This window comes from Glutamicibacter sp. NPDC090743 (genome assembly GCF_044769125.1).
Lineage (GTDB): Bacteria > Actinomycetota > Actinomycetes > Actinomycetales > Micrococcaceae > Glutamicibacter.
In genome coordinates, this window is record NZ_JBIVXE010000001.1 from 608,031 (window position 1) to 624,499 (window position 16,469).

The window sequence follows — 16,469 nt, forward strand, 5'->3', positions numbered from 1 at the left end:
AAAGCCTCCTTTACTGAAGCTGGTAGAGATCTCCGGTGTTAGCCGGGTTGGTTGGCGTATTGGGGTCTTCCGGGTCCATCTGCAGCCACATTGTTCCCGGCCCGAAATGCTTCGGTGGCATGGTTGGCGCGACGATGACCATCTGGTGGTTTGGGCGAGGGGGTCGGGCGTTATCTCCGATGGGTCCGTCCTTGGTGACGGTGATCTCCCAGCCGGTGTCGTGCTCAGCCGTCCCCGGGCCGGTGCTGCCAGTAATGCCGGGGTTGCGCCATTCGATGATCACCTTGTAGTGAGCGTCTGCTGTGAGCATTGTGTCGGTGCGTTCCAGCGTCGCAATGAACGAAGAGTCTGCAGCGGGTGTGGCTCGTATGTCGGGTCCAGAGAAAATACTGGACGGTCCAAGATGTGCGCTGCTTGGCCGGAAGATGATTACCGGGTCGAGGTAGTTGAAGTTCGCGCCCCCGAAGGTTCTCAGGTTGCCGGTGATGGTCGCTGTTGCCATGTGTGCCCCCTAAAGTAGTGAGGACCCCACCTATTCGGTGGAGTCCTCTGTGTTCTGTAGCTGCTGGATTAGCTGGTCTTTCAGTTGACAATTGGCAACCGCTTCCGCGAGTTGCAGTTGTGTGTCCGAAAGCCACTGCCGAAGATTGTTGATCACAATTTGCTTTGCTTCGCCCTGCGTCTGGGATGCCGACAACCGATTTTCGAGTTCGGTAATCCGGTTCTGCTGATTGCTGCTCACTTGCCACTCCTATGCTGGGGTCCACGTTGATCGATACAATCGACCGCTCGTCGGATGCACAAAAAGATTCGGAGGATCAGACACAGTGCCCAACCCTGCGAAATTGATAATCGAACTACTGAAATTCACGCCACCAGTTACATACAATTCAGCTTGCACATCGAGCCGGTTTGAAATGTACGTTCGGGAAGTAGTGACACGTACGTACTGGCCACCAAAATTTAGCTCTGCTCTCGTGCTTTCGAGGTTCACCGACGACGTGGAAGAGGAGGCCAAACCTATGCTGTCGGGGCCATTCGTGAACAACCATCCGCCAGGAGCCTGTATCAGCCTGTTCGAGGACGGATCAATTACGAAGCTGCCGAATTCTGCTCGCCCCGTCGTTTCAATCTTCGTCACACCGGTCGTGAGGACACCATCCGCGCTGATATTCAGGTCCCCGAAATCGGCGGAACCATCCGGACGCAGCTCGAACAGGCCGGACTGTAGTGTGCCGTCCGCCGCGATCCCCAGGGTGCCGAATTTGGCTGAACCGTCCGGATAGATCTCTGCTGCCCCAGCTTTGAACAATCCGCCTGCGATGATCTCGAAGTTGCCGGCCACCGTAGTCGGGCCGGTCAGCTTGTTCGTGCCGCTCAGGTTATTCGTACCTGACAGGTTATTGGTTCCCGATAATGTTGCAGTGCCAGTGACTTGCAATGTTCCCGAAATTATCGCGGTACCGGTAACCTGCAGGCCGCCGTTCTCGATGCGGATCCAGCCACCGTCATAGACCCGCAGGCCTTTACGGCCGATAGCTGAACCATTCTGCGGTGTCGCGTACCGTTGCCCGCGGATATCCTTGCGGACATTCTTCAGTTTGCTTTTCGCGAGGTTCGGCTTCTTACTCATAAGCAACCTCCTCTAGAAGTCCTGGAATTCAAGCTTCACCGTCTCGGACAGATCACCGGAATACTGAATGATCCGCATCAGATGGTGGCCATCTGGAATCATCGGATCGCCATGCGAGTACAAATCGAACCGGCGGCTGAGCTTCACCGTCGTCACCCGGAAAGCATCCGAAGCGTTCATGCTCGCCGACCACTGCTCGACCGGGCCTGACGCAACATCTGCCTCAGCCCACGTCCGGTCATAAAGCATGTTCCCGTCCTTCTCCTTAGGAAACGACGCATCCTTCACCAAGTGCGGGTACGGCGAACCACCAATTGACGCGACCTGGTATTCAAGATCCTGTTCAGATCCTTCACCCGTGCCGACGACCACGGTCGCTACATCGTTCGCGTCGCGCTTGATCTTCAATCCGTGCAGCATTTTATGATTCGCTGACAAGTTGACCGGGATCAGGCCGCCCGGGTCGGTTCCATCCCACATCAGGTATTCAAGCTTTGTTCCATCCGTGGACCAGCGAGGATCAAACACCACATCAGGACCGCCATCGGTATCGATGATCGTTTGCAGTTCGTCGGCTACAAGAGGCAGCTCGTACCCGTACCAGGTTCGCGAACGGCTGCCGCCGGTTGTTCCCTGGTAGAAGATTGGCAGCGAGTACGCACCGGTGGTGCCTGCTTCGACTACGCCTCGCGCCAAATCCCATAGGCTCTTCGAAGCGAGCGTGAACTTCTGCTTCATCAGATCCGTGTACGTGGTGAAAAGCATCCGGCGCGAGATGAGAGACCAGAAATCAGAGTGATTCACGTTGATCTTCTTCGTGCTGTAGTCGTAATCCCATGACCAGATCACTCCCGCGTATACCGGGCCTCCATCCCACTCAATGACCAGCGTTCTCCGGACCACGTCCAGCAATCCCCACCAGTCGAAGCCCTCCGTGCCCGCCGCGTTCAATGACAGAGTAGCGGTGCCGGAAGAGCCTTCATTCAGAGCGCACGTCCATGTAAACCCTGTTACCGGGATAATCGACTGTTTCTGCCCCGTCCGGGTATCAACACTCCATACACGCCAAGCCACGAGTACTCCTTACATGTAGGTGTCGTACAGTTCGATCCGTCCGCCCTTGGACAAGGTGACTGGAACTTTCCCTCCGGGAGGGATGGTGAACGTCTGAGCAGCACCAACCAGACCAGCGCCGGCAGCCATCGAGGAATTCACCCGCAACATTCCGTCCCACATATCTACGTAATGGGTCTGCGAGGACGACGGCGACGCGGTCACCGTGTATTGCTCGCCTCCAGGGCCTGTAATCGTGTACCCGCCGGAAGACACAGCCCCAGGCACAACGATCTTCGGCCATGCCGGAGCCGAGCCACGGTTCTCCACCATGACCGCCACCCCAGCAGACGCCGGAACAGAACGCGCCATACCGAAGATCCGAGGATCCGGAGAACGCAAACTAATCTGGAAACTCGCGTACGTATCCGTTTCGGGAACGACACGAATTTTTCGATCAAGCATGACGTTCGCCCACTGGTCCGGGCCATGACCGAGAACCTGCATCGTCTTCACTTCGCCGGGTCTAATCGCGCCTCGTAAAGCGTTCATGGCCTCATGCTGGTGCAGATGCGACTTGGAAATGAAACGGCCGCTGATCGTGATAAGACGCTCCCCATAAAACTCGGGGAGGACATACCCGCCATGGCCGTAAGGCACATCCTCCCGGTTCTGCTTCACATCTGGAGTGTCCCACCAACCGTCCACAGTGAAGGACTTCCACTCGTGCGCGTGCGTAGTTCCGTTGAGCGTCTGCGATCCGAGCTTAACTAGTCCCTCCATCGGTCCTTCCTATCCTCGAAGTTCAGAGCTAAGCCAGAACTTGAGCTCATCGATGACCTCACGCGCAACCCTTGGAGCGTCCGTAGCTCCATACACAGGAGCATTCACTTCGATCGGACGCGAGGCAATTGCTGTCGCCGGAGCGGCAGAGGACTGCATGACCGAAGCCGTAGGAATACCCACCGATACGCCTCCAATCTCGCCGCCCGTAGCGTGGCCAGGGATGGATCCAGCACTCAGCGCTGCACGGAACTGGTAGACCGCATCGTGGCCGCCCATGAGATCGACTTCCTTGGCGGTGAGCATATGCTCGCCGTTTGAAGCCATGATCGGCACATCATCCGAAGTTCCGGACCCAGGGCCGAAGATCGCACCGCCGGTCGCCTTAGTCTGGCCACCACCGCCACCACGACCGGTGGAAACATGAGTCTCCGAGTAGATGGATTTCTCATGCGTGGTGATCCAGACGTTAGCCGTCTTCCCATCCACTGCATCAACCGCGGCCTTGGTTTCCTCAGCGGTCTTCTTCGCCGCCTCGGACATCCACGACTCGACCTTGACATCCTCGGGGATGCCCATGATCTCGCGCGCCATCGCGTCGGCCTTATCACCAGTGATATCGAACTGGCCGGCAGCAACGATCAACGACTCATAAGTCGAAGACATCGCTGCCTGCAGCTCTTCCTCTGTGGCGCCGCCGGCGGCGAGCGCCCGGACGTAACCTTCACCGCTCTCGGCGAGGGCATCGAGGGCGGCCTGGTTGGCGCGTCCTTTCTCCGTGTGCGCGTCCAGTGACTTGCCGTTGGTCTCGATGGAGGCGCCAATTTCGTCGATCGCTGCCTGGTACTCGCGGAAGGCTGCGCGTTCGTCGCGGGTGATGACGCCTGCTTGGAAGAGGATGTCGAGGAATTCTTCCATGTCCTCAACTACGCCTTCGGCTGAGACTCCGACTTCTTCTAGAGCTCCCGTGAGTTCCGCGCTGCCGTCTGCAGCTCCTTGGGTCTCGGCTGAGGCCCGGTTGAGTGCATCCGAGTATGCAGGGAAGAGATAGGCTGCTTGCTCCGCGGAGACGCCGGCATCTTTCAAGCGGTCCTGGACTTGGCCGAATACTTCGGCCGCGTCTTCGGCGCTACCCGATGAGACGAGGCTGGCCAGCTCTGCGTCGATTCCTCCGAAGGTCTCTTCGGCGATCTGCTTGCCGCCACGGATGCCGGTCAGCGAGTTGACGACGTCCTGGCCCCAGCGGTTGAATTTCTGGCCGGGGTCGTCGGCGAACAGGTAGTCGATGGCAGAGTTGATGCCGTCGATTTCCCCGGTGATGCCTTCGCCGTTGCGGTTCTTGAATACGCTGTCCAGTGCTACGCCTGCACCTGGCGCTTCGTTGACGATGCGCTGGATGCTGTCTGCGACGTGTCCGGTGCCTTCAATCAGGTCGCCGGTGTAGGAGAGCTCCGCGAGTTTCGCGATGCCCACGCCTGCGGCCATGATGGTTCCGGCCGCGCCTGCGGCCCGCGCTGCGCCGCGCATGCCTCTGGATACGCCGTCGAGCGCCCGGCCTGCACGTGTGCCATCCGGAGCCAGATCCTGCAGTGCTGCACGGGTGTCGCGGATCCGAGGGATGAACGTGACCAAGGCTCCACCGGCGAGCGCTGCGCCGCCGGCGATGCCGGTGATGATGCCGCCTGCTGCGAGTACTGGTTGAGGGAGGCTGCCGATGATGTCGACGAAGCCTTCGGCTGTTTGGACTAGGCCTCGGAGTACGTCGTTGGCTGCGGAGCCGGATTGGAGGAAGACGGTGTCGAAGGAACCGCCGAGTTTTTCGAGGTCGCCTGCGAGGTTGTTCTGCATGGCGGCTGCGGTTTCCGCGGCGTATCCTGCGTCGTTGACTGCGTCTTCCCAGTTCTGGATGCCTTCGGCGCCTTGTTCGTAGAGGACGTTGGCTGCGCGTACTGCGTCGGATCCGAAGATGGTCTTGAGGGTGGCTTGGCGTTGTTCGTCGGACATGTCCTTGAGTGCATTTTGGAGGATGCCGGCGTATTCGGACATGCCCACGAAGCTGCCTTGGGCGTCGTAGGCACTGATGCCGAGTTCGCCCATGAGGTCTGCAGCCTGCTTGGAGTTCGGTGTCAGGGACTGCAGCATGGTTTTGAAGCTGGTGCCCGAGTCGGAACCGGTGAGGCCGGCAGCGGCGAAGGCGGTGAGCGCTCCGGTGGTCTCCTCGATGGTGAGGCCCACGCCGTTGGCGACGAGCCCGGATTGGTTCAGGGCCATGCCGAGGTCTTCGACGCCGCCCTGGGCCTTGCCGGCACCTGCTGCGAGCAGGTCGGCGACGTGGGGTACTTCTTCGCCTGCGAGGTTGAACTGGGTCATCGCCGAGGCGGCGATTTCGGCGGCCTTGGCCACTTCGATGTTGTCGGTTGCTGCCAGCGCCAGTGCACCGGTCAGCCCGCCGTTGATGATGGCTTGGGTTTCCACGCCTGCCTTGGCGAGTTCCTTGATGCCTCCGGCAGCTTCGGATGCGCTGAAGGCGGTGTCTGCGCCTGCACCCACGGCTGCTTCGCGGAGCAGGTTCATGTTGCCGGCGGTCTCGTGCGTGGCTGCCTGGACTTCGGACATGGACTTGTCGAAGTCGGCGTAGGTGGTGAGCATCTTGCCGAAGGCGAGGGTGAGCGCGCCGCCGGCGATCGTGACGGCAGGTGCGAGGGTCTTGTAGGCCTCGGCCTGCTTGTCCACGGCCGCTTTGGTGGCGGCAGCTGCATCCTGCGCTTCGACGTTGGCCAGGTACACGGCATCGGAGAACGCATCGACGCCGTGCGCCGCGGCCTGGGATGAAGAAACGATCTTCCCGTTGGCGTTCACCAGCTGGCCGTTGGCGTTGTAGAGCAGGCCTGCGGCCTTGGCTGCCTTCTGGTCAGCGTCGGCAACGAGCTTGATCTTCTTCGCCGCTTCTTCGGAGAAGCGCGAGTTCTCCTGGATCGCCTTGTTGGCGTTCTGGGTGGACTGGGTCAGTTCTTCGGTGGACTTCTTCGCGTCCTTGAACCCGTTGATGAAGTTCGACACCACGGCTTCAAGCCTGGCGACTACTCGGCGTTCGGCCATGTGCCCTCCTTCGGGTTATCCCGGCAGGTCGCGGATTGGCTTATCCGCTGGCCTGTCGTAGCTGGTGTAGACCCGTTCGCCGGGGTCGGGCTTGTACTGCTCTTTGCCGATTCCCTGGGTGGAACGCTCACGGGCCGCGCAGGACTGGCAGACCTTCTTGTGTGCCGTGTACCAGCCGTCGTTGTCCGGGTGGTGGGCCAGCTCGGTGGGCTGGCCACAGGAGCACAGGCCGTCCTCGTAGATGGTGAGGACCAAGGACAGGAGGTAGTCCTTGTCCGTCCAGTCGCCGCGCTGGCTGGTGAACCAGTGCATTGGCGGCTTCTGGACGGCTCGGGCTGTGCGCAGGACGTTGACTACTGGCCGGAGTCTTGGCTGGTGCCAGAGGCATCGGGCAAAAAATCTGCGTCCGGGGCTGGCGCTTCGGACTGCACCTGCTGGCGCTTGGCCAAGAGCTTGGAGAGCTGGGCTGCACCGAGTTTCGCTTCGAGGGTGGCGATCAGCGGGATCGTCATCTTGATGTCGCGCTTCTCCAAGGTCGGGGACTCCAACGCGACGATGGACTCAGCCAGCAGGGCGCGATTCAGCGTGACTCGCTGTGCCATCTGGTCCTCGCGGGATGCATCGTCAGCGAGCGGGTGCTGATCGACCAGTTCCTTGATCTTGGACTGGGGGAGTGCACGCAGGTAGAAGGTGACCTCGGACCGGGCGAAGGCCTTCATCAGCTCTTCGCGTTCCTTCCTTAGATTCTTCATCAGCGGGGATCCGCCACTGACCGTCTCGCCGCCGATCGCTTCGGACTCCACGCGGATCTTCCGGGCCAGGTGGTTGATCTTCGCGACCAGGTCGCCGCGCTTGAACACGGTCTCCGAATCCTCGGGAAGGCGTGCATCATCCATCCACGCTTCGAAGTCGAATTCAGCAGGGTTCAGTTCAGTCATGGTGGGCTCCATTTCAGGTGTGCGGGCTCTTATGGGTATGGGAAAGCCCGGCGACGCAGGAGCCCATCCACGTCACCGGGCTAGTAAAAGGGGTGCCGGCTAAACGCCAGGCACCAGCACTTCGCTGATCATGTTCTGAGGCAGGAACTCCACGCGGCGCTTGATGTTGCCATCGTTGCCCGGGCGGGTTGGAGTGTCCGTCTTAACCTCTCCGCCAAGGAAGATCTCGTCCCCGGCGGCCCATGGTTCAGTCGAGTCCTTGTCGGTCTCGCGGAGGTAGATCCACAAGGTGGTGTCCTTGACCTTGACTGCCTGGTAGGCAGCGTCCAGACCCTCAATATCCGCACCGGTACCGGTGGTGAGCCATTCGCGGATGAAGGTCAACGCGGTCTCGTAGTTCGACGCGCCGAGAGCTTGGGAGTTGCCCTTCTGGCAGGAGGTCTTCTCGTTGAACCGATCCGACGCGGTAGGGGACCATGTCACGTCCGAATCCAAGATCATGCACGACGGATCGATCATTGCATTCAACTCGGTTTCGGTAGGGATCGGTCCAGCTGGCTTGGTGAGCGAAAGTGCCCACTTCTTCTTGCCATCAGCGGAAAACTTCACTTGGCGTCCTCCTCAGCGTTGCTCGCCGGCTTAGCTTTCGCCTTCACGCCGGTGTTACGAATGGATGACACTTCGACGAAGCCGAGTGCCGGATTGGTCAGGTAGTGCTCCGGAACTAGCCGGACGTCCCCGCCCCCTTTGGGTCGGGCTTCCACAAAGCCAGGCTTAGCCATGGTGATGTGTCCTTTCGGTCAGACCCGAGAGCCCATGAACGGGTATTCGTCCACGAGGTACACGGGGTTAGTGGTTTCCACGGAGATCCGGTTATCCGGTTCAGCCGTGAGTACTTCGACTTGGCGAAGACGAGAGAACCGCCAGCCGGCAACCACCGGACGCTGACGGTTCAAGGATGTGCGTGAAGTGCGGGCCAACGCGTTCAGACCCTCCAGCGACAACGCCACGACCGTGCAACGCAACGTGAACGCCGTCTGGTCCGGAATGTCGTCGCTAGAACGGTCGCCGCGTTCGCCCGAGGTCTCCTCGCCCCACCCTCCGTGCAGCACCACGTACGGGAAGTCGGAGAGCTTCGGAGGGCTGGACAACTTCGCTTCGTGGATATGCACCCGCGTGCCAGGAGGGAACATCGCCTCGATGCCACGGAACACTTCCAGGCTCATATCAGCCCCTCCATGACATCCAGCAGGTACTTCTCGAAGTTCGGTGCTTCATCAGCGAGCGCTTCGGATGGGTCGCGGACTGTTCCGCCACCGCCGAGAGAGCCGCCGAAGTAGGCGAAGCCTGCCAGACCGGCTGTGTTGGCTCGGGATTTGTTGGGTCCGATTTCCGCGGCGATATTGGTTTGCCCAAATGCGCCGGAGCTGACTTCTTCGAAGTCGACTGATCGGGCTGCATGGCGGAACGATGATGATGCTCGGAAGTCGTCTTGCATGGCGTTCTTGACGTTGAGCGCGCCTTTCCTGACCACGCCGCGAACCTTCGGGATGATGCCGTCAGGTACGAGTCCGAGGTCTTGGGATAGCAGGCGCAGCTGGGAATCATCGAGACTCACACGCTCACCGCCCTCCATCGCTCTGCCGTACGGTGAGTTCCTTCGGCCAGCTCAATGAGCTTGGCTTTGGTCCCCGGCCGTGGCAGGTCCAGCCGGGAGCTGGTGATCTCCACGAGGTCTCCTTGCATTGCGCCGGAGCCGATAGGGAGTTTCACCAGCGCGTTGGTGATGGTGAATTCCGTGTTGGCCAGAACGAATTCGGCTGGTTGGGTGGAGTCCACTTCGTAGCCGCACTTGCCGGTGTAGATGATGTCGTACGTGGCTACCTCGTGCTCCAGTGCAGGGTCGTAGGTGTTGCCGGTAGGACGCTTGACGATGCACTCGGCGATCATCAGCATCTTGGCTCGTTCACGTCCTCGGCGTGCTGCGTAGATTGCTCTGCGTTGCATGCTCACAGGCTTCCCACCACCTTGGCGCCGTAGTTGCCGAACCTCTTTGCGAGGCGGTCCCTGGTGCTTTTCGGAAGTGACATTTCAGTGATCGCGTCAACGGTGTCGCCGGTGGCGTATCCCTCGGCATAGTCGTCGATCTTGATCGAAGACAAGCGGCCGTTGTTCAGTGCGAATCCGTCCGCGGCGTTGTCTGCGGCGTTGAGCAGCCCGGAGATGACCATTCGGCAGACCAAGTCCTTGATGTCTGCCGGCAGGTTCGGCAGGCCGTGGGTGTAGTCCACCGTGACAGTCTCCGCGCCGTCCTCAGCCCAGCCGGAAGGCCGGTAGATGCCGCCGTTGGCTTTCTTCCAATCGGCTACCGGCTGGCCGTCAACAGTGACCGTGTGGATCTCCGTTACCGGCAAGCCTGGCAGCCGCAGGATGCGAGCACGGCCGGCAAGAAGCTCGACCGTGCTGCGCTTCTGGATGATGGGTGAGCCTGCCGCGTCGACCACTTCGGCCGAAGCCGATTCGATGAGCACGGTCACGATGGGATCATCCAGCACTACCTCTGGGGGAAGGGGGTACTGGTCTAAGTCCTCTGTGGTGATCAAAGCCAACAGGCTCACCTCCTACTCGTTGTCGGAGTCCGAAGCGTCCGAGGTACCCGCGGGGACGGTGTTCTCGGTCTTTTCTTCTTCCTTGGATTTGCTGCCTTCTTCAGACTTGCCCTGGAGTTCGGCTTCTTCCGATTCCTGCTTGAGCAGGGCGCGAATTTCGGTCTGCTTCAGGCCGGCCAGATCGTCCTCGGTCTTGCCCTGGGCGATTGCGTATTCCACCCAGTCCTCACGAGAGGCGTTCCCGCGGGGTTCTTCAACCTCGCCGGCGGCAACCGCAGAAGAAACTACGGGTGTGGTTTCCTCGGCTCGCTTCTTGCCGAAGCGTTCCGCAACGATGCTGGCCACGTCCTTGGCGCTTAGGCCCTCGTCGATTTCCACCAGGGTGCCGTTGCGGACAAGGCCAGCGGAAGTCAACGGCGCCAGATTCAAGACGACGCCGGAGCGTCCTACGAATGGCGTCATGGCTAGGCAGCCGTCCAGTGGAAAACGGCGTTCGGACGGATGACCTTGCCGCCGTAAACGTGCAGGCCGCGCAGGCGGTCAGCGAACTTGTTCTGAGCGCGCATCGCCTCGGTCTTCTCGATCTGCGAGGCATACGCCAGGGCGGAGCGATGCCAGGCCACGATCTGTGGCTTGGTGGTCTCCGGCAAGTTCTCCGAAGAGTACGAGTCGAAGGTCAGCAGCTTGCCGTAGGACGCGTTGCGCAGGCCTGCGGTGGTGGCGGACTCGTTCGCCTTCATCAGCTTGGAATCGTTCTCGTCCAGCAGGGCGGCGAATTCTGCATTGGCCACGAACACGCGCTGGTCAGCAGGGATGGACGACTTCATCATGGCCTTCTTCAGGTCCCGGATGACGTTCCAAGCGGTGGCTCCATCAGTTGCAGGTGCACCAGCAGTCACAGCGGTTCCTTCGGCAATCAGGAGCGAAGACAAGAACTTGTCCGTGTCCTCGGCCAAGCCATCTGCGGCCGACTTGGTGTAAGCCGACATGAGATTCGGCTTGGCCTGAGCTGCATCGATGTCATCTACGAAGAAGTCGAAGGACTTCTCCTGGTCGATCAGCAGATCAATGCCGGTATCGGTGACTTCGTCGGCGGTGGTCGTACGACCGGCTGCCTTGTAGTCCTTGATCGCGATCGGCTCGATGCCGGTGATATTGACGGTGTTACCGCCCTTGGCTTCGCCTTCGTACTCGCGGTTAGCGAGACCGGCGAAGATGGTTGCTTCCTGGAACTGAGTCAGAATTTTTGCCGACCACAGCGCAGGAATTGCGTTGGTGATTGCCATTGCAATCTCCTTCCTTAAGAGGTTTTGACCCGGCCTTCGTCATAAGCCTTGGCAATTTCTGCCGGGCTCATGCCTTCCAAGTCTTTTGCGGTGAGTTTCTTCGCCACCTTGCGTTTGCCGCGAGCTGAGTCGAATTTAGGACCGGCGCCGCTTTGCACGGCTAAGTACGGTTCCTTTTCCAGAAGCTCGTCAATCGCCTGGGCGATATCGTCTTCGTCTACGTTGCCGTCCTCGTCTACCTCGAAATCAGATAGATCGAGCAGACGGACAGCTAATGCCGGGTTCTGCAGCTTGCCTGCAGCAGCCGACTTGATCTCCGAACGCACAATGCGATCGTTGGCTTTGTTGAGGATCGCCGCCTCGCGCTGTTCCCGCTGGCGCTGCTCTTCCACCTGCTCCTCGGATTTACCCGCGGAACTCTTCATGCGGTCCAGCTCGGCCTTGGCTTCGCGTTCGGCCTTCTTGGAAGCCTTGACCCGATCCTTCATAGCTCGAAGGGCGTTCTTTCCCTTGTCGCCGAGGTCTTCAGACCCTTCCGGGTCTTCCTCGTCGCCATCAGGGTCTCCGTCCGGATCGTCTCCGTCAGGATCGTCTCCGCCTTCGTCTTCGTCCGGGTCAGGATCGTCGCCGTCCTCTTCATCAACCTTCATAACAGCAGTGCCGAAAGTTTTGAAGTGGAAGGCCAGCAGTGCCTCGACCCCACCTGGTGCAGTGAGGTCGATACCGTGAACGGTCTTAGGCATGGGATGTTTCCTTTCAGTCGGTCACATTGCGCGACGCGGCGGTCCACGACCCCGTTGCAGGGTCGAGTGAGTAGCTCGGCTTCTGGCCACCGAGGTAGCCGACACCGGGCCCACGGACAACACCTTCTGGGTTTTGCCCCAGACCGGTGATGTATCCGTAGTCCTCAAGCAGCCGGAGCGACTGCTCACGGTTGCCGTTGGAACGTTTGTAAATTTCTTCAGGCATCAGACGCACCCGCTTGGCACGCCGGTACCGGCTACCCTCGGTTTTCTTCTCAAGCAGCTCAGAGGAACCCCAGTAGCCACGCTTGGTGGTGCCGTAATAGGTCGCCAGGGCCCCGCCCTCGGTCGTATAGGTCTCCGACTGGGCGTTGACGACCTGGAAGATATCTGCGCCGTCACGGATCGCCTGAGCGTCCGTTGGCTTGAAGTACTTGTCCTGGACTTCGGGACTCAACGAGTTGAAGTACCGATACGGATCAGTGGTCATTTCACCGGCGAGCGCTTCACTGACCGGGATATGCCTGCAGTCGCAGCCTGGGTGGCGCCGGAATGCTTCTTGGGCTCGGTAGGTTCGGCCGGCGAGGATTGCGCAGCGCGAGCAGGATGGCGGGTTGAGCATGCGGACGTAGTGCATGCGTACCGGCGGGGTTGCCATGGCCACGCCCTCGGCTTGCCTGGATGCGTCGGCGATCTGCATTTGCGAGCGCAAGAGCAGGTTGTCCAGGCCTATGCCCATGGATCGGTCCACGGTGTATCCGTGCCCGATGGCCCGGAGGGTTTTGTAGGCCGGAGATGCGATCGAGTCTTCCAGGCCGATCGGCCGGCGCAGCTGGTCGCCTAAGGGGTAGGCGATTCCGGCGAACCCAGCAGCGAGTACCTGATGCTCTGGTGCGGGTGCATCTTGGGCTTCCAAGACTGCCGCCGAGTACTCTATTGAGTCTTCTGCGACGGCCTGCTGGGCTTGGGCCACAATGAGTGTTGCTGCGCCCAGTTTCGTTTGCCATGAGTCCAGGATGTTGTTTCGGTCGACAGCCACCCACAGGCGCGTGAGGTCTCGCAAGGCTCGTGTTTGAACCTGCTTGCCGTAGGCGTAGTGGGTGGCTGCTGCCTCGATGATGGTCTGAGCCATTTAGAAGCCCCCTTGACGCATCCTGTCTTCTGCTGCCAGGAACGGATCCATCTGGAGTTCCTTCTGGCGCATGGCCATCACCCTTGCAACCTGGACTGGGTCGGTGAGGAGCTTCTCGTAGACGTACTCGGTCGGGAATCCAGCAGCCTTGTACTTGGTTCCGACGTCTGCCATCTGCGATTCGGACCGGTACTGGATGTTGTCCCAGATGATCGTTCCCGCACGGAGAGATTCGATTCGATCGTTGGTGGCACCGCGTGCTGCAGCCATGAGCCGGAATGTCTTCTTCACGCCCTTGGAAGCATAGAGAATGCGTTCCTTGACCTTGGAGACCAGGCCGGCTTCAGCGATGTTCAGCGATTCGGCCGCGGTGTTGATCATCTTCGCCACCAGATAATGCGGTGGTGTGCGGGTCTGGGCTGCAATGTGCTCGACCAGCTGCGAGATGACCTTGGAGAAGGCTTCGAGGTTCGCGGCGGTCCATTCTTCAATGCGAGCGTCCTGGCCCGGAAGGAAGATGATCTTCTCCTTGAGCAGCTCGTCCAGTTCGACATCCTGGTAACCGGCCACTTGGCCGTCCTTGTCCAAGATTGGCACTTGGGGAACGTCCGCGTTCACGGCGACTCGGGCAGGCATGGAAGCCTGATCGAGTGCGTTCATCAAGTAAGCCCAGACGAGGTTGACCGCGTCCTGCAGGGCGGCGACACCGGCGATGTCAGACATCGGGTTGTCGTCCAGCAACGTTTTGTTGCGTATCTCGGTCAGAGGCATCTCGCCGAGGTGGTGCTCGGCTGGCTGGTGCTCATCGTCGCGAGGTTTCCAGCCGCCAGTGGGGGAGATCCGTTCGGTGTTCTCGTATCGCTGCTTGCCGTTCTCCCGCTTCATCTTCACGAAGTGGGTCTGGGTGTAGTAGGTAGCGAAGTCGTACTTATCGTCCTGCCACATGACCAGCCCGTCGCGGTCGATGCCGGTCACAGGATCAGTATTGACGATGGCCGACTGCGGATGCTCCCAGGTGACGCTTGGCGCCTTGTCTGGAGAGTCGGCCGGGTGCACGAGCGAGAAGGCCCGGCCGCCGGCCATTTGCATGGTGAACGCTTCGGAACTGCCTAGATCCGAGTTGGAGCCGAGCCAGTCGCGCTGCAGCTGCTCGTCGATCTTCAAGTCTTCACCGTGGGCACGGAACCCGAGGACCTGCATGCGCTCAGCAGCTGCGTCGACCACCGGCATGCACCAGTTGTCGCCGAATCCAGCGAACTGCTTCTTGAAGTACTCGTCGAACTTCTTCGATGCCCAGCGCAAGGTTTCACCCTCGCCCTGGTATCGGTTCACGTACTTCTCGATGGTCGGTCCGCGGTGCTCCAGCTCCCGTGCCAGTTCGTCTACACGACGGGCCACTGAATCCTGGTCAAAAACGTCAACCGTCATTGTGCCCTCCTTCGTGTACTAGAGCCTGTTGCCACCAGATTGCGCTTCTCTTCCAGCGAGGTACGGACAATTCCGTCGAAGCCGGTTACAGCTGCCTGGAACCCGTCGATTCGAGCGGTCGAGGTGCGACGATTCGGCTTCACGGGGCGTATGTTGTCCGCGTCATCGGTTTTGACTTCAACGCGGGAGGCGATCCACCGCATGACGGGGTTATCGTCGTGGCGCATCTCCTTGGCCTTCCACATGCGCTCCATTTCCTTGGAAGCAGGAGACAAGCCGTAGAAGGTTTGAGCGACGGGCACAATATCGATTCCTGAGAGCTCCGAATCAAGTTCCTGCACCAGCTGGCCAGCGAACATGCGGTCATAGGAGACGCGCTGCATGTCGAAGTGCTTGCAATCGCCAATCACCGCCGACTTCACGGCGCTGTAGTCGATCACGTCGCCTTCGGACGCAGTCACATATCCGCGATCCACCCAGTCACGCAGCGGAATCAACAATTGCTTCTCCAAATCATCGATTCGTTCCTCCGGCACCCAGAAGCGGGTGAACAGATCGAACTTCATACCCGGCCGGTTCGACTGCGACCAGACCGTCCAAGCAGTGAAGTCGCTCGTTGCAGACAAGTCCAAGCCGCCCCAGGCGCGCCGACCCCGCAGGGGAGTGCGTTTAGCGCCGCCCAGCTCGTCCCAGCGTTTCAAGTCCACCCAGCGGGCAGAACCCGGCGAGCGCAGGTTCAGAGCGAGCTGCAGGAACGTCTTGAGCGCGGCCGGGGATCCCTGGGCCTTGGTTGCTTGGTCTCGCATGTAAGCGAGGGTGGGCGATTTTCCTAGGCCGGGGTTGGCTTTGTACCAAGTTTTCTCGGCGTATGGGTCGTCTTTTTCTTCGGCGGCCCAGATGACTCCGTAGAAACGCGGATCCTTGATGATGCCGTTGGAGATGTTGAGGGTGTACGTGTGCTTTTCGTCGTACGGTGTGCCGTCTTCGGCTTCGTCTGCGGTGGTGATGAACAGGATCAGTGGTTGGTCTCGTGCGCCGGTGCCGGTTTCTATTGCTTCGATCAGCTTGCCCTGGTTGCGCAGGGTGTGGATCTCGTCAATGGAAGCGCCGGAGACGTTGAGGCCGTGGGCGGTCTCTGCAACCTTGGACAGAACGCGCAGGATGCCCAGTGTGCGAGGAACGCGGACTACGTCGGTCAATGGCTCGATACGCTTACGCGCAGCCGGTGAGGACATGAGCATGGCTTTAGAGTCGTCGAATACGCGGCGTGCCTGGTCTTTGGAACCGGCCGCGTTGTAAACCTCGGCGCCGGCCTCGCCGTCTGCCAGGAGCAGGATGCCGGAGAAGCCCGCGGCGAAGGTCGATTTCCCGTTCTTACGTGGAATCTCCACCCACACCGAGCGGATCACACGGACCACGCGGTCAATCTCTTCGTCGTGGTACACCCAACCGAAGACCGGAGCGAGCACCCAGACGACCTGCCAAGAGTCCAGACCTTCGCCCAGACGCATGCGCACGCCTGCCCAGCGGCCTTTCGTGTGCCGGAAGGAGCCAAGTGCCATCAGTGCCTTGCGCGCCCGTCCTACGTCGAACCACGCGCCGGGTTGCTGGTCGGCCTGGTTGGCTACGGTGAGCGGTTCGCGCTTGAGTGCCTCGATGATCTGGTCATGTTCTACGCCCAGTTCGATCAGCGCCTCGTATGGAACTGGAAGCCGGTCGAAGTCGTAGTCGAGCATGTCCCACCTCCATTCCTAGAGGTGCAATC

20 protein-coding genes are annotated in these 16,469 nt (G+C 60.2%); all 20 read right to left on the reverse strand.

The window, feature by feature from the left end:
* Positions 1 to 10: 10 nt before the first annotated feature.
* The 20 genes from ACIQTS_RS02940 to ACIQTS_RS03035 all read right to left on the reverse strand — a co-directional run bounded on the left by ACIQTS_RS02940 (position 11) and on the right by ACIQTS_RS03035 (position 16,440).
* A complete protein-coding gene (locus ACIQTS_RS02940; RefSeq protein ID WP_402471069.1) occupies positions 11 to 502 on the reverse strand; it encodes a hypothetical protein in 492 nt (163 codons plus the stop codon).
* Between the two features lie 30 nt (positions 503 to 532).
* Positions 533 to 742, reverse strand: a complete 210-nt coding sequence (locus tag ACIQTS_RS02945) for a hypothetical protein (RefSeq protein ID WP_402471071.1) — start codon at positions 740 to 742, stop codon at positions 533 to 535.
* A gap of 9 nt (positions 743 to 751) precedes the next feature.
* A complete protein-coding gene (locus tag ACIQTS_RS02950; protein WP_402471073.1) occupies positions 752 to 1,633 on the reverse strand; it encodes a hypothetical protein in 882 nt (293 codons plus the stop codon).
* A gap of 12 nt (positions 1,634 to 1,645) precedes the next feature.
* Entirely contained in the window at positions 1,646 to 2,707 is a 1,062-nt protein-coding gene (locus tag ACIQTS_RS02955) for a hypothetical protein (RefSeq protein WP_402471076.1), read from the reverse strand.
* A gap of 9 nt (positions 2,708 to 2,716) precedes the next feature.
* Positions 2,717 to 3,367, reverse strand: a complete 651-nt coding sequence (locus ACIQTS_RS02960) for a hypothetical protein (RefSeq protein WP_402471079.1) — start codon at positions 3,365 to 3,367, stop codon at positions 2,717 to 2,719.
* Positions 3,368 to 3,478: 111 nt separating this feature from the next.
* On the reverse strand, positions 3,479 to 6,568 hold the full coding sequence (locus ACIQTS_RS02965; protein WP_402471082.1) for a phage tail tape measure protein: 3,090 nt from the start codon (positions 6,566 to 6,568) through the stop codon (positions 3,479 to 3,481).
* 15 nt (positions 6,569 to 6,583) lie between these two features.
* A complete protein-coding gene (locus tag ACIQTS_RS02970; protein ID WP_402471085.1) occupies positions 6,584 to 6,880 on the reverse strand; it encodes a hypothetical protein in 297 nt (98 codons plus the stop codon).
* Positions 6,881 to 6,921: 41 nt separating this feature from the next.
* Positions 6,922 to 7,506 (reverse strand): hypothetical protein, encoded by a 585-nt coding sequence (locus ACIQTS_RS02975; protein ID WP_402471087.1) that lies wholly within the window; start codon positions 7,504 to 7,506, stop codon positions 6,922 to 6,924.
* 99 nt (positions 7,507 to 7,605) lie between these two features.
* A complete protein-coding gene (locus ACIQTS_RS02980; RefSeq protein WP_402471089.1) occupies positions 7,606 to 8,115 on the reverse strand; it encodes a hypothetical protein in 510 nt (169 codons plus the stop codon).
* Entirely contained in the window at positions 8,112 to 8,288 is a 177-nt protein-coding gene (locus ACIQTS_RS02985) for a hypothetical protein (RefSeq protein WP_402471092.1), read from the reverse strand. Before ACIQTS_RS02985 ends, ACIQTS_RS02980 begins: the two co-directional genes overlap by 4 nt.
* An 18-nt stretch (positions 8,289 to 8,306) precedes the next feature.
* Positions 8,307 to 8,732 (reverse strand): hypothetical protein, encoded by a 426-nt coding sequence (locus ACIQTS_RS02990; RefSeq protein ID WP_402471094.1) that lies wholly within the window; start codon positions 8,730 to 8,732, stop codon positions 8,307 to 8,309.
* On the reverse strand, positions 8,729 to 9,124 hold the full coding sequence (locus ACIQTS_RS02995; protein ID WP_402471096.1) for a hypothetical protein: 396 nt from the start codon (positions 9,122 to 9,124) through the stop codon (positions 8,729 to 8,731). Before ACIQTS_RS02995 ends, ACIQTS_RS02990 begins: the two co-directional genes overlap by 4 nt.
* Positions 9,121 to 9,513 carry a DUF6093 family protein gene (locus ACIQTS_RS03000; protein WP_402471098.1) on the reverse strand — a complete coding sequence of 131 codons (393 nt, stop codon included), beginning with the start codon at positions 9,511 to 9,513 and terminating at the stop codon, positions 9,121 to 9,123. The genes ACIQTS_RS02995 and ACIQTS_RS03000 overlap by 4 nt, the downstream gene beginning before the upstream one ends.
* A 2-nt stretch (positions 9,514 to 9,515) precedes the next feature.
* Entirely contained in the window at positions 9,516 to 10,115 is a 600-nt protein-coding gene (locus ACIQTS_RS03005; protein ID WP_402471101.1) for a hypothetical protein, read from the reverse strand.
* 12 nt (positions 10,116 to 10,127) lie between these two features.
* The gene (locus tag ACIQTS_RS03010) at positions 10,128 to 10,577 is read right to left on the reverse strand and encodes a hypothetical protein (protein ID WP_402471104.1); all 450 of its coding nucleotides are present in this window, start codon (positions 10,575 to 10,577) and stop codon (positions 10,128 to 10,130) included.
* 2 nt (positions 10,578 to 10,579) lie between these two features.
* Positions 10,580 to 11,401 carry a P22 phage major capsid protein family protein gene (locus tag ACIQTS_RS03015; RefSeq protein WP_402471107.1) on the reverse strand — a complete coding sequence of 274 codons (822 nt, stop codon included), beginning with the start codon at positions 11,399 to 11,401 and terminating at the stop codon, positions 10,580 to 10,582.
* Positions 11,402 to 11,415: 14 nt separating this feature from the next.
* Complete coding sequence (locus tag ACIQTS_RS03020; protein WP_402471110.1) at positions 11,416 to 12,144, reverse strand: hypothetical protein; 729 nt, start codon at positions 12,142 to 12,144, stop codon at positions 11,416 to 11,418.
* A gap of 13 nt (positions 12,145 to 12,157) precedes the next feature.
* The gene (locus ACIQTS_RS03025) at positions 12,158 to 13,276 is read right to left on the reverse strand and encodes a hypothetical protein (protein WP_402471113.1); all 1,119 of its coding nucleotides are present in this window, start codon (positions 13,274 to 13,276) and stop codon (positions 12,158 to 12,160) included.
* On the reverse strand, positions 13,277 to 14,704 hold the full coding sequence (locus tag ACIQTS_RS03030) for a phage portal protein (protein ID WP_402471116.1): 1,428 nt from the start codon (positions 14,702 to 14,704) through the stop codon (positions 13,277 to 13,279).
* Positions 14,701 to 16,440 carry a terminase large subunit gene (locus tag ACIQTS_RS03035; RefSeq protein ID WP_402471118.1) on the reverse strand — a complete coding sequence of 580 codons (1,740 nt, stop codon included), beginning with the start codon at positions 16,438 to 16,440 and terminating at the stop codon, positions 14,701 to 14,703. The genes ACIQTS_RS03030 and ACIQTS_RS03035 overlap by 4 nt, the downstream gene beginning before the upstream one ends.
* Positions 16,441 to 16,469: the final 29 nt, after the last annotated feature.

What these genes read in the sequence shown, in the direction of transcription:
- ACIQTS_RS02940 (WP_402471069.1), bottom strand. Translation starts at nt 502, where the DNA reads ATGGCAACAGCGACCATCACCGGCAACCTGAGAACCTTCGGGGGCGCG.
- ACIQTS_RS02950 (WP_402471073.1), bottom strand. Translation starts at nt 1,633, where the DNA reads ATGAGTAAGAAGCCGAACCTCGCGAAAAGCAAACTGAAGAATGTCCGC.
- ACIQTS_RS02965 (WP_402471082.1), bottom strand. Translation starts at nt 6,568, where the DNA reads ATGGCCGAACGCCGAGTAGTCGCCAGGCTTGAAGCCGTGGTGTCGAAC.
- ACIQTS_RS02970 (WP_402471085.1), bottom strand. Translation starts at nt 6,880, where the DNA reads ATGCACTGGTTCACCAGCCAGCGCGGCGACTGGACGGACAAGGACTAC.
- ACIQTS_RS02975 (WP_402471087.1), bottom strand. Translation starts at nt 7,506, where the DNA reads ATGACTGAACTGAACCCTGCTGAATTCGACTTCGAAGCGTGGATGGAT.
- ACIQTS_RS02985 (WP_402471092.1), bottom strand. Translation starts at nt 8,288, where the DNA reads ATGGCTAAGCCTGGCTTTGTGGAAGCCCGACCCAAAGGGGGCGGGGAC.
- ACIQTS_RS02990 (WP_402471094.1), bottom strand. Translation starts at nt 8,732, where the DNA reads ATGAGCCTGGAAGTGTTCCGTGGCATCGAGGCGATGTTCCCTCCTGGC.
- ACIQTS_RS03000 (WP_402471098.1), bottom strand. Translation starts at nt 9,513, where the DNA reads ATGCAACGCAGAGCAATCTACGCAGCACGCCGAGGACGTGAACGAGCC.
- ACIQTS_RS03010 (WP_402471104.1), bottom strand. Translation starts at nt 10,577, where the DNA reads ATGACGCCATTCGTAGGACGCTCCGGCGTCGTCTTGAATCTGGCGCCG.
- ACIQTS_RS03015 (WP_402471107.1), bottom strand. Translation starts at nt 11,401, where the DNA reads ATGGCAATCACCAACGCAATTCCTGCGCTGTGGTCGGCAAAAATTCTG.
- ACIQTS_RS03020 (WP_402471110.1), bottom strand. Translation starts at nt 12,144, where the DNA reads ATGCCTAAGACCGTTCACGGTATCGACCTCACTGCACCAGGTGGGGTC.
- ACIQTS_RS03025 (WP_402471113.1), bottom strand. Translation starts at nt 13,276, where the DNA reads ATGGCTCAGACCATCATCGAGGCAGCAGCCACCCACTACGCCTACGGC.
- ACIQTS_RS03030 (WP_402471116.1), bottom strand. Translation starts at nt 14,704, where the DNA reads ATGACGGTTGACGTTTTTGACCAGGATTCAGTGGCCCGTCGTGTAGAC.
- ACIQTS_RS03035 (WP_402471118.1), bottom strand. Translation starts at nt 16,440, where the DNA reads ATGCTCGACTACGACTTCGACCGGCTTCCAGTTCCATACGAGGCGCTG.